This is a genomic window from Nocardia suismassiliense, assembly GCF_900269665.1.
Taxonomy (GTDB): domain Bacteria; phylum Actinomycetota; class Actinomycetes; order Mycobacteriales; family Mycobacteriaceae; genus Nocardia; species Nocardia suismassiliense.
This window is the reverse complement of sequence record NZ_LT985361.1, coordinates 2,331,459-2,342,670: the sequence shown is the minus strand read 5'-3', so window position 1 is coordinate 2,342,670 and position 11,212 is coordinate 2,331,459. Positions and strand designations below refer to the sequence as shown.

Sequence of the window (11,212 nt, the reverse complement as noted above, 5' to 3'; positions counted from 1 at the left end):
TTGTCACTCCGTCTCTTCGCCGGTGCCCGCGGCACGTTGCGTCGCCCAGCTGAGGAATTCGCCGAAGGCGCGATTGAGCAGCGCCGTGTCGGCCGCCCGCAGCGGGCGGTGGGTCATCAGCAGGGCCTGCCCGTACAGCGATTCCACCGCCGTCTTCAGGAAGGACGGGTCGCCGATCCGGGACAGTCTGCGCACGACCGGGCTGTGGTGGTTCAGTACGAGCTGGGCGCGCGGTGCGGCAGCGTCCAGCGCGCCGAGGATCTCGGTCCACAGCTCGTCCGCGCCCAGCGCCGTCTCCGCCCTGGTGCGTTCGTTGCGCGCGCCGCGGTCGTCCAGATAGAGCGCGGGCACCGAAACAGGGTGGAAGGCACGGACTATCACGTCGCACGACAACGGATCCAGCACCGCGCGGGCGATGGACAGCACCGGCGTCAACGCCAATTCCTCGGCCGGATCGATCGGGTCGAGCGCGGCCGTGATGGCGTCGGTATCGAGGTCGATCACCTCGACGCCGGGCAGCAGTCGCGGCAGCAACGCCACCAGCTCACGGTCATAGGCGTAGCCGCCGTTGACGATTCCGATCCCTTGCGCGGCAGCGGTCGAGGCCACCTGGCGGAACTCTTCCACGGACGCGGTCACCCGGAGAACCGGGTGCTTGCGCGCGAACTCGGTCAACGGAAGCGGGCCATCCGTGGTCTCGAAATTCAAGTGCGGCAGCATGATCCGAAACAACTCCGGCGAATGCCTGGCCATCGCCTTGACCCCGAGCGCATGCACCGCGAGGAACGCAGCCAGTCGCTGCGGCTGTTCGGCCGCGATCTCGGTGAGCCAGTCGCGCACTCGATCGCCGAGCACCTCACGGATGATGGCGAGCCGTTCGTCCTCGTAGAGCCCCTCCCGGGATGCCGTCGGCCGCAACGAGTCGGTGTCGATCACGCAGCGCACGAAGAAAGCCCAGTCCGGCAGCACCCCGCGCACCGCGTCGCCGAGCAGCATGCCCTTCAGGTACACCCGGTGCGCGCTGCTCTCGGCCGGATTACCCGGCTGCGCAAGCACATACGCGACACCGCTCACGCCGGCCAGTTCCGCGTCCAAATCGATGACGTCGAGCGGCGCGAAGCCGAGGACGCGCTCGCCGAATTCGAGCAACGCCGCGCGGCGCTCGACGACGGACGGATATTCGCGATGCCACACCGGGGGTCCATCGGTGACCGGCACGATGACGCCGTCGGACTCGACCGTCACCGCATACGGCAGCAATGACCCGTACTCACGGGCGAGCTCGATCACCCGGCGCGGGCCGAACCACGACTCCGCGCCGACCCGTGGCGTCAGATGCACCGTGGTGCCGGGCTCGGGGTATTCCGCCGGCTCCAGCAAACGCACCGAGTAGGTACCGTCCGCGGCGGCCAGCCACTCGACCGGCGCGGCCGCGGGATCGTCGGCCGAGCGGGTGACCACCCGGATCGACTCGGCCACGGTGAAGCAGGCCAGCAGCCCGATGCCGAACTGCCCGAGGAATTCCCGCCGCGCACCCTCGATGTCGTCTCGCTTCGACGACCGCCCGATGGTCGCCAGGAAGCGGTGCACGTCCGCCTCGGTCAGCCCAATTCCGGGATCGGCGATCCTCAGGCCGGTCTCGTCGATGCAGATGCGAATCGCGGTGGGCGCCAACCGGTCTCGTCGCGCCCTCGCGGTGACGGCATCGACGGCGTTCTGCAACAGCTCACGCAGATACACCCGAGGACTGGAGTACAGGTGGTGAGACAGTAAGTCGACGATCCCCCGCAGATCCACCTGAAACGTATAACTGTCCTCCACCGCCGCCACACCATTGGGCGCTCTCTCCACCATGGTGGGCAATCCTTGCCGCAGCGCCCAATGGTTCGCTTAACGAACGCTGATGGTCTCGCCTAACGGGCCTATAAGAACTTCAGCCGGTCGGCCGCTTGGACTTCGGCAGCTTGCGCACGATCGCGTCATAGGACTGATTGACCAGCTCCCGCAGCTCATCACCCGGCACCGCACCGCCGAGCGTGATCACATTCCAGCCGTATCGCCCGATATACGCCGAGGCCGCCACATCATTCGGATACACCAGGGTCAGCTCGTCGGCTTCTTCCCGGCTGCGGCCACACTTGAGCCCCACCGAGGTGTCCCCGAGGAACGCGAAGATCTTGTCCCCGACCTTGGCGACCACGTCGCCTTCCCACGGCTCGTCTTGCCACGCGCCGGGTTTCGCCAGGCAGTACTCGAGCAGTTGCGCGCCATCCATGTCGGCTCCTACACCGGTAGCAACATCGACACCACGGCCGTCAGCTGGCTGGCCGAGCGGCATTCGTGCATCTCGATCACCTGTTGGTATTTGTCGGCGGCGGAATCGCCGGAACCCCAGTTGGTGCGCATCTCCGGATTGAGCCAGTGCGCATGCTTCGCGGTACGCACCAGACCCCGCAGCGTTTCCAGTTCGGGGTCACGGTAATTGGTGCGCGCGTCGCCGAGGATCAGCAGCGAGCTGCGGGCGGTGACGGCATCCGGGAAGTCTCTGGCGAAGCCGGCCAGCGCGTTGCCGTAGTCGGAGTGCCCGTCCATCCCGACGACCTTGGCCTCGGTGAAGATCCGGTTCATCGCCTTGTCCAGCTGCGTGCGCGGATCGAAGAACCGAGTGACCTCGTCGGTCTGGTCGACGAACGCGAAAATCCTTACCCGCGAGAACTGTTCGCGCAGCGCACTGACCAGCAGCAGGGTGAAGTTGCTGAACCCGGCCACCGAGCCGGACACGTCGCACAGCAGGACCAGCTCCGGCCGTCCGGGCCGCGGCTTGCGGTTCACCAGATCGATGGGCACGCCGCCGGTCGACATCGACTTACGCAGGGTCTTGCGCATATCGATCTCGCCGCGACGGGAATGCCTGCGCCGCACCGCGAGTCGGGAGGCGAGGATGCGGGCGAGGCGCTGGGTGCTGCGCCGCATCTCGATCAGTTCGGATTCCGAGGCGCGCAGGAAGTCGACGTCCTCGGATTGGCGCGGGACACCGTAGCTGGCGACCCGCTCCCGGCCGATCCGCTCGGCCACCCGCCGCCGCGTCTCCGCCTCGACCGACGCCCGGAACGCGTCGATCCGGCCGCGCGCGGCCCGCCGGGCGATCTCGGTGTCGAACGCACTGGTATCCGGCCCGACCGCGAGGCCGGCCAAAATCTTGGCCAGCAAGGTCTGCGGCTGAACGTCTTTCAGCGCCTGATAGGCCGAGAACGAGGCCCCACTCGCGGACGTGTACTGACCGAGCTGCTCGACCAACTGGGCGGCCAGCGCCTCGAGCTGCGCCTCGGCCGATTCCTGGGTCAACAGTTCGGCGAGCAGTTCCCGCAGCGCGGCGAAGTCGACGTCACCGGTCGGCGTCCGGGGAATCTCGACCTCGTCGCGGGCACCGCTGCGCTGCCCGATCGCGATCGGGAACCACAGGTCGAACAGCCGGTCGAAGGTCGCGCGATGGGTGGTCCGGCGCAGCAACGAGCACGCGAGGCCCTCGCGCAGCACCTCCCGGTCGAGCAGGTCGAGCACGGTCACCACCCGGCCCGCGTCCACCGTTTCCGAGGGGCCGACCGGAATGCCGCGTTCGCGCAGCGCTTCGACGAACCCGACGAGGTGACCGGGCAGCCCGTGCGGTGCGGTCAGGTCCGCGTCGGGCGCGGGCTGCGAGCGCGCGGGCATCGCCTCAGGCCAGCTTCAGCTCGGCCAGGGCGCGCTGGTGATCGCTCTGGTGCTTCAGCACGACACCGAGCGTCGCCCGCACCGCCGAGTCGTCCAGATCGTGCATGCCGAGGGCGAGCAGCGTGCGGCCCCAGTCGATCGACTCGGCGACCGAGGGCAGCTTCTTGAGCTGCATGCCGCGCAATACGTGCACGATCCGCACCAGCTGGGCGGCGACGGCGGCGGACAGTTCCGGCACCCGGCTGGCCAGGATGCGGCGCTCCAGGTCCTCGTCCGGGAAGTCCAGGTGCAGGTACAGGCAGCGACGCTTGAGCGCCTCGGACAGCTCACGGGTGGCGTTGGAGGTCAGCACCACGAAGGGTTTGCGGCTCGCGACGATGGTGCCCAGCTCCGGCACGGTGACCGCGAAATCGCTGAGCACCTCGAGCAGCAGGCCCTCGATCTCGACGTCGGCCTTGTCGGTCTCATCGATCAGCAGCACCGTCGGATCGCTGCGCCGGATCGCGGTGAGCAACGGCCGCGACAGCAGGAACTCCTCGGTGAAAACGTCGGCTTTCGTTTCTTCCCAGTCATTTTCGCTGGACGCCTGGATGCGCAGGATCTGCTTGGCGTGGTTCCACTCGTAGAGCGCGCGCGCCTCGTCGACACCTTCGTAGCACTGCAGACGCACCAGCTCGGCGCCGGAGGTCTGCGCGACCGCCCGCGCCAGCTCGGTCTTGCCGACACCGGCCGGACCCTCGATGAGCAGCGGCTTGCCGAGCCGGTCGGCCAGGAACACCGAGGTGGCCGTGGCCTTGTCGGCGAGATAGCCCGTGGTCGCCAGCTGGTCGATCACATCGTCGACCGAGCTGAAGATCGGCTCCTGGGTCGTCTCGGAAATGGGGGCCACGTGCAGTCCTTCCTCGGGGGTTGGTCGCCCCCTGTTACCTAAACAGGCCGGATCTGGCCGTCGCCCCACACGATCCACTTCGTGGAGGTCAGCTCCGGTAGCGCCATCGGGCCGCGGGCGTGCAGCTTCTGGGTGGAGATGCCGATCTCGGCACCGAAGCCGAATTGCTCGCCATCGGTGAACGCGGTCGAAGCATTCACCATCACGGCGGCCGCGTCGACTCGACTGGTGAATTCGCGGGCCGCGGCCAGCTCACCGGTGACGATGGCCTCGGTGTGCCCGGTGCCCCAGGTGTTGATGTGCTCGATGGCCGCGTCCAGGCCGTCGACCACCTTGAGCGCGATATCGAGAGTGAGGTACTCCTCGCCCCAGTCCTTGCTGTTCGCGGGCACCAGGCCGGGCAGGTCGCCGTGCACGGTGACGCCGTGCCGTTCCAGCGCCTCGATCAGCTTGGGCACCGCGGTGGTCGCGATCGCGTCATCGATGAGCACCGTCTCGGCGGCATTGCAGACGCTGGGGCGGCGGGTCTTCGCGTTGAGCAGGATCTGCTCGGCCATCTCCAGGTCGGCGGCGGCGTGCACGTAGACGTGGCAGTTGCCGGTACCGGTCTCGATGGTCGGCACGGTGGCATCGCGGACCACGGCGCTGATCAGACCGGCGCCGCCGCGCGGGATGACCACGTCGACCAGGCCGCGGGCTTGGATCAGGTGCGTGACGCTGGATCGGTCCGCGCTGGGCAGCAGCTGCACCGCATCGGCCGGAAGACCGTGGGCGACAAGCGATTCCCGCAGCACCGCGACCAGCGCGGCATTGGAATGCGCGGCCGAGGACGAACCGCGCAGCAGCGCGGCGTTGCCGGACTTCAGCGTCAGCCCGAACGCGTCGACGGTGACGTTCGGCCTGGCCTCGTAGACCATGCCGATCACGCCGAGCGGCACCCGGACCTGACGGACCTCCAGCCCGTTCGGCAGCACCGAACCGCGCACGATCTCGCCGATCGGGTCGGGCAGGCCGGCCACTTGGCGCAGGCCGGAGGCGATGCCGTCGATCCGGGCTTTGGTGAGCCGCAGCCGGTCGATCAGCGATTCCTCGACATTCGCCGACTGCGCCGCTTGCACGTCCTCGGCGTTGGCGTCGAGCACCTGGTCGGCCGCGGCGAGCAGCGCGTCGGCCGCCGCGTGCAACGCGTCGTTCTTCTGCGCGGTGGTCAGCTGGGCCAGCACACGCGACGCGACGCGAGCCTTGCGTGCGGCCTCGTGCACCACCTCGCGCACATCCGGCTCGGTCGTCGTTCCTACCGTCATGCGTACAGACTACTTTCCCGCCGCCGGGCCGGAACCACCGCTGTAGCGGCTCTACTAGCCTGTTGAGGCATGGCCGAAAAGACGGACGTTCCCTCGATCGCGGTGCTCGGCAGTATCAATATGGACCTGGTGGCGACCACCGATCGACGGCCGGTGCCGGGCGAGACGGTGCTGGGCACCGGCTTCGCGATGGTGCCCGGCGGGAAGGGCTCGAATCAGGCGATCGCCGCGCAGCGGGCGGGCGGTGCCGTGCGGTTCCTCGGGGCGGTCGGTGACGACGTGTTCGCCGCCGAACTGCGTCGCGCGCTGACGGATTCGGCCGTGGGGATCGAGCAGCTGCGGACGGTGGACGGGCCGAGCGGGGTGGCCGCGATCGTGGTGGACGGCGGCGGCGAGAACAGCATCATCGTGGTCGGTGGCGCGAACACCCGGATGACCGAGCTCACCGAGGCCGACCTCGCAGTGATCGCCGCGGCCGATATTCTGCTGTGCCAGTTGGAGATTCCGCTCGATACGGTGGCCGCTGCCGCGCGGCACGCCCGCGCGAACGGCACCACGGTGCTGCTCAACCCGTCTCCGGTGCAGCATCTTCCCGCCGAACTGTGGGCGAATGTCGATGTGGCGGTGGTGAATTCGGGCGAAGCCGAACAGCTGGGCGCCGAACTCGACCCGGTCGCCCATGTGGTCGTGACCCGTGGCGCCGACGGTGCGGTCTATCGCGGGCCGGACGGCGAACAACTGTCCCAGCCGAGCCCCCGCGTCGAGGTCGTCGACACCACCGGAGCGGGTGACACCTTCACCGGCGCACTGGCCGCCGCCTGGCACCGCGGCCCCGAATGGGCGCTGACCTGGGCGGGAGCCGCGGGCGCGCTGGCTACCACCAAGCTCGGCGCGAGCACCTCGATCCCCAGCGAAGAAGAAATATCAGCCGCCCTCACCACGAAGTAGCACCGCGGGGAAAGGCAACGCCGACGGGCAGTCTGCCGACTATCGTTGATGTTCATGTCCACCATGCCGGAGCGCATACCGTTCGACGGCGACAACGAAGCGGTGATCGGCAGACTGGACGCCGAGATCGTCGCGTTGACCTTCGTCGACAACGCGGGGATCACCCGGGTGAAGACGGTGCCGATGCGGCGGCTGGGGCAGGCGGCGCGGTACGGGGTCGGAGTCTCACCTTGCTTCGAGACGTTCGCCTTCGACGACCTGATGGCGGTCGGCAAATACCTGGGCGGGCCCGACGGCGATCTGCGGCTGATCCCGGACCTGTCGGCGTTGACCGAGCTCGCCTGCCAGCCGGGGTGGGCCTGGGCCCCCACCAACAAGTACCCCCAGGAAGGGACCCCTTTCGCCGCCTGCCAGCGTGGCTTCGCAGCCCGCCAGGACGAGGCCGCACGCCGGGCCGGGATCCGGCTGTCCATGGCATTCGAGACCGAATGGTCTGTCGGCACCGATGACCCCGCGGACTTCGTTCCCGCCGTGCACGGCCCCGCCTACAGCATGCTGCGGCTCGGGCAGGTGGCCGACTACGCGCGGGAACTGGTCGCGATACTGGAGCGGCAAGGGATCCTCGTCGACCAATTCCATCCGGAGTACGCACCGGGCCAGCTGGAGCTGTCCGTGCAACCGTCCGACCCGGTCGGCGCAGCCGACGACGCGGTGCTGGTGCGGCACACCATCCGGCAGGTGAGCCTGCAACACGGCCGGCGTGCGCTGCTAGCGCCCTGCCTCGATCCGGACGGCACCGGATCCGGTGCGCACCTGCACTTTTCCGCGCAGGACGAGGACGGCCCGCTGTTTGCCACCGGCGACGGTCCGTACGGAATGCGCCGGACGGGCGAGGCGTTCCTCGCCGGAGTACTGCGTGAACTACCCGCGCTGGTCGCGGTTGGCGCGGGCAATCCGGCGAGCTTTCTGCGACTGGTGCCGTCGCGATGGGCGGGTACCTGGCAATGCTGGGGCCGCGAAACCCGTGAGGCGGCACTGCGTTTCATCACCGGCGTGCGCGGTACCGAGCAGTGGGCGGCCAATGCCGAGGTCAAATGCTTCGACGCGACCGGGAATCCGTATCTGATCGTCGGTTCGATCATCGCCGCCGGACTGGCCGGCCTCGCCGAGGAACTACGGCTGCCCGCCGAAATCACTGGCGCCCCGGTCACCTTCGACGCCGAACAGCTGATGATCCCCGGTGTCCGCAGGCTGCCGACCAGCCCCGCCGAGGCCGCCGACCGGCTGGCGGACTCCAGGGTGTTGGCCGAGGCGATGGGCCCCGAACTGCACGACGCACTGCTCACCGTGCGCCGCGCCGAGGCCGGGCGCTACCGCGACAGCAGTCCGGAAGAGCTTGTCGCGCTGACCCGTTGGCGGTTCTGACATGCTGACCGACGGCCTCACCCTGACCGACCACCACTGCCACGGCGTGGTTCCCCACGATGTGGACCGCGCCGGATTCGAGCAGTTGCTCGGCGAGGGCGCCACCGGCAGCTTCGATTCCGCGATCGGACTGGCGGTGCGCCGATGGTGTGCACCGGCCCTGGACCTACCGCCGCACGTCGGCGCCGACGCCTACCTGGCCCATCGAGCCGAGCTCGGCTGGCGCGAGGTCGCCGTCCGGCTGCTCGCCGCCACCGGCACCACCAGCTGGTTCATCGACACTGGATTCGGCGGCGGCACAGCGGAATTCAGCCCGCTCACCGAGGGCGAAGTGCGCGAGGTGGTGCGGATCGAACAGGTCGCCGAGCAGGTCATCGCCGAGGTGGGCGCGGGGCGGGCGGTGTTCGACGAGATCGAGGCCCGGCTGCGCGACCGTGCCCGTCAGGCCGTCGGGCTCAAGTCCATCGTCGCCTACCGATGCGGGTTGGATTTCCCGCTGCGCGATCGACCACCGAAGGCCGTGTTCCCCGAGCACCGCCTCACCGATCCGGACCTGCTCGGCTGGCTGGTCGGGCTCGGCGCCCGCATCGGCGCCGAATTCGGCCTGCCCCTGCAATTCCATACCGGTTTCGGCGACACCGACCTGCGGCTGTATCGCGCGGATCCGTTGCTGCTCACCGACTTTCTCCGCAAGACCGCGAACACCGGCCTCACCGTGATGCTGTTGCACTGCTGGCCATTCCATCGCAATGCCGCGTACCTGGCGCACGCCTTCGGGCATGTCCGGATGGATATCGGACTCACCGTGCCCTACGTAGGGCACCGCGCCCAGGCCGTGCTGGCCGAGGCGCTCGAACTCGCTCCGTTCCGCTCACTGTGTTACTCCTCGGACGGTTACGGCCTGCCCGAACTGCATTTTCTCGGCGCGTTCTGGTGGCGCCGCGGCCTGGGCAGGCTGCTCGACGAGTGGCTCGCCGAGGACCTGATCACCACCGCCGACGCCGAACGCCTGGCCGCGGGCATCGCCCATATCAACGCCGAGGATGCTTATCCGAGCACCCCCGCCCGGTAACACCGAGTGGAATTACTCGCCCGCGGCAGGTATTTATTCGAGTGCGCCTTGCCGCGTCGATCTTTACCGTTGATCACGAACCAACGAAAGGATCGAACAATGTTTCCCGTCGAGCTGCGCGGCACCCGCGCGCAGACGCTCATGTGGGCCGAAGAGCACGCGGTCGAGCAGGCCGCGCTGCAGCAGCTGCGAAATATTGCCGCGCTGAAATGGGTCCACGGCGTCCGCGTGATGCCGGACGTGCACCTCGGCAAGGGGGCAACGGTCGGCTCGGTGATCGCGATGCAGGACGCGGTTGCCCCGGCCGCGGTCGGGGTGGATATCGGCTGCGGCATGGAGAGTGTCAAGACCGACCTCACCGCCGCCGACCTCCCGGACGATCTGCGTTCGCTGCGCTCCCGGATCGAGGCCGCCGTCCCGGTCGGCTTCACCGCGCACGACAGCGCGGTCAACGTGACCAAGCTCGGTGGCGAGGTGTCCGCGCTGGGCGCGAGCACCGCGACGCTGCGGGCGGGCTGGGACAGCTTCTGGCGCGCGTTCTCCTCGCTCGACGACGGAGTGCAGGCGCGAGAAGGCAAGGCGCACAAGCAGATGGGAACCCTGGGCGGCGGCAACCACTTCATCGAGGTCTGCCTCGACCAGGATGACGCGGTGTGGATCCTGCTGCATTCCGGCAGCCGCAATATCGGCAAGGAGCTCGCCGAGCGGCACATGGCTGTGGCGCGGACACTGCCGCACAACGTCGATCTGCCCGATCGCGATCTGGCCGTATTCCTCTCCGGGACACCGGAAATGGCGGCCTACCGGCGCGACCTCACCTGGGCGCAGGAGTATGCGGCACGCAACCGCGCGGTGATGCTCGCCCTGGTATGCCGCGCGGTGCGCGACGAATTCGCCGGGCGTCCGGTGCGTTTCGAGCAGCCGATCTCCTGCCACCACAACTACGTGGCCGAGGAGCTCATCGACGGCATGCCGATGCTGGTCACCCGCAAGGGTGCGGTCCGGGCGGGCGCGGGCGAGCTCGCGCTGATCCCGGGTTCGATGGGCACCCGCTCATACGTGGTGCGCGGCAAGGGAAATCCGGCCTCGTTCCAGTCGGCCTCGCACGGCGCGGGACGGCGGATGAGCCGCAATGCGGCGAAGAAGCAGTTCACCGTCGCCGATCTGGTCGCCCAGACCGAGGGCGTCGAGTCGCGCAAGGACGCGGGCGTGGTCGACGAGATCCCGGCCGCCTACAAGGACATCGACGAGGTCATCGCCGCGCAGCGCGACCTGGTCGACGTCGTCGCGACGCTGCGGCAGGTGCTCTGCGTCAAGGGGTGAACTCGGGCCGCGCCCACCGGGTGGTGGGCGCGGCGCCGATTCACTTGCGTCGCAGGACGGCCGCGAAGGCCGCACCGACCAGGAACATGCCGGTGAGTAGCGCGAAGCCGTTCAGTACCCAATTGTGCAGTGCGAGATGGAAATCGTCGGACAGCTCGGGCAGGTTCTCGATCTGCCGGTAGGTGTCCTCCGGAAACAGGATGTGCAGGATCCCGGGGATCAGGCCCCACACCAGGCCCGCGATGGCCGTGCCCACCGGGGAGAACGCCGCCAGCGCGGCGACCAGGAACAGCAGCACCGCGCCGCCGATGATCTGGAAGTTCGAACCCCAGCGGTCCGCCGAGCTGCCGAGGATCACCCACTGCCGGGTGTCCAGCGCGCCGTGCGCGCATAGCCCGACCCCGATCGGCGTGATCGCGAGCGCGATCAGCGTGCCGATCACCGTGCGGCCGAAGCCGCTGCGACTCTGGAACTGGGCGCCCGGCGGCGACCAGCCCGCCGGCGGCTGATATTGGCTCGACATGGTTGGCCTCCTGCGCG

At 68.7% G+C, this 11,212-nt stretch carries 10 protein-coding genes; 4 read left to right on the top strand and 6 right to left on the bottom strand.

Features of this window, described 5'->3' with window-relative positions; translation table 11 throughout:
• Positions 1 to 3: 3 nt before the first annotated feature.
• From DBO33_RS10410 to DBO33_RS10390, 5 genes are all read right to left on the bottom strand, one after another.
• Positions 4 to 1,854: an HSP90 family protein gene (locus tag DBO33_RS10410; RefSeq protein ID WP_107654839.1), complete on the bottom strand. Its 1,851-nt coding sequence runs from the start codon at positions 1,852 to 1,854 to the stop codon at positions 4 to 6.
• A 79-nt stretch (positions 1,855 to 1,933) separates the two neighbouring features.
• The gene (locus DBO33_RS10405; RefSeq protein ID WP_107654838.1) at positions 1,934 to 2,275 is read right to left on the bottom strand and encodes an MmcQ/YjbR family DNA-binding protein; all 342 of its coding nucleotides are present in this window, start codon (positions 2,273 to 2,275) and stop codon (positions 1,934 to 1,936) included.
• An 8-nt stretch (positions 2,276 to 2,283) separates the two neighbouring features.
• Positions 2,284 to 3,711, bottom strand: a complete 1,428-nt coding sequence (locus DBO33_RS10400) for a vWA domain-containing protein (RefSeq protein WP_107654837.1) — start codon at positions 3,709 to 3,711, stop codon at positions 2,284 to 2,286.
• A 4-nt stretch (positions 3,712 to 3,715) separates the two neighbouring features.
• Positions 3,716 to 4,600: an AAA family ATPase gene (locus DBO33_RS10395; RefSeq protein WP_199856575.1), complete on the bottom strand. Its 885-nt coding sequence runs from the start codon at positions 4,598 to 4,600 to the stop codon at positions 3,716 to 3,718.
• Positions 4,601 to 4,638: 38 nt separating this feature from the next.
• On the bottom strand, positions 4,639 to 5,904 hold the full coding sequence (locus tag DBO33_RS10390) for a glutamate-5-semialdehyde dehydrogenase (RefSeq protein ID WP_107654836.1): 1,266 nt from the start codon (positions 5,902 to 5,904) through the stop codon (positions 4,639 to 4,641).
• Positions 5,905 to 5,973: 69 nt separating this feature from the next.
• Between DBO33_RS10390 and DBO33_RS10385 the strand changes: the two genes are divergently transcribed.
• The 4 genes from DBO33_RS10385 to DBO33_RS10370 all read left to right on the top strand — a co-directional run bounded on the left by DBO33_RS10385 (position 5,974) and on the right by DBO33_RS10370 (position 10,672).
• Positions 5,974 to 6,852, top strand: a complete 879-nt coding sequence (locus DBO33_RS10385) for a ribokinase (RefSeq protein ID WP_107654835.1) — start codon at positions 5,974 to 5,976, stop codon at positions 6,850 to 6,852.
• 54 nt (positions 6,853 to 6,906) lie between these two features.
• Positions 6,907 to 8,277: a type I glutamate--ammonia ligase gene (locus DBO33_RS10380; protein ID WP_107660143.1), complete on the top strand. Its 1,371-nt coding sequence runs from the start codon at positions 6,907 to 6,909 to the stop codon at positions 8,275 to 8,277.
• Between the two features lies 1 nt (position 8,278).
• On the top strand, positions 8,279 to 9,349 hold the full coding sequence (locus DBO33_RS10375; RefSeq protein WP_107654834.1) for an amidohydrolase family protein: 1,071 nt from the start codon (positions 8,279 to 8,281) through the stop codon (positions 9,347 to 9,349).
• 99 nt (positions 9,350 to 9,448) lie between these two features.
• Entirely contained in the window at positions 9,449 to 10,672 is a 1,224-nt protein-coding gene (locus DBO33_RS10370) for an RtcB family protein (protein WP_107654833.1), read from the top strand.
• 40 nt (positions 10,673 to 10,712) lie between these two features.
• Here DBO33_RS10370 and DBO33_RS10365 read toward each other — a convergent pair whose 3' ends face one another.
• Positions 10,713 to 11,195 (bottom strand): hypothetical protein, encoded by a 483-nt coding sequence (locus DBO33_RS10365; RefSeq protein WP_107654832.1) that lies wholly within the window; start codon positions 11,193 to 11,195, stop codon positions 10,713 to 10,715.
• Positions 11,196 to 11,212 lie beyond the last annotated feature (17 nt).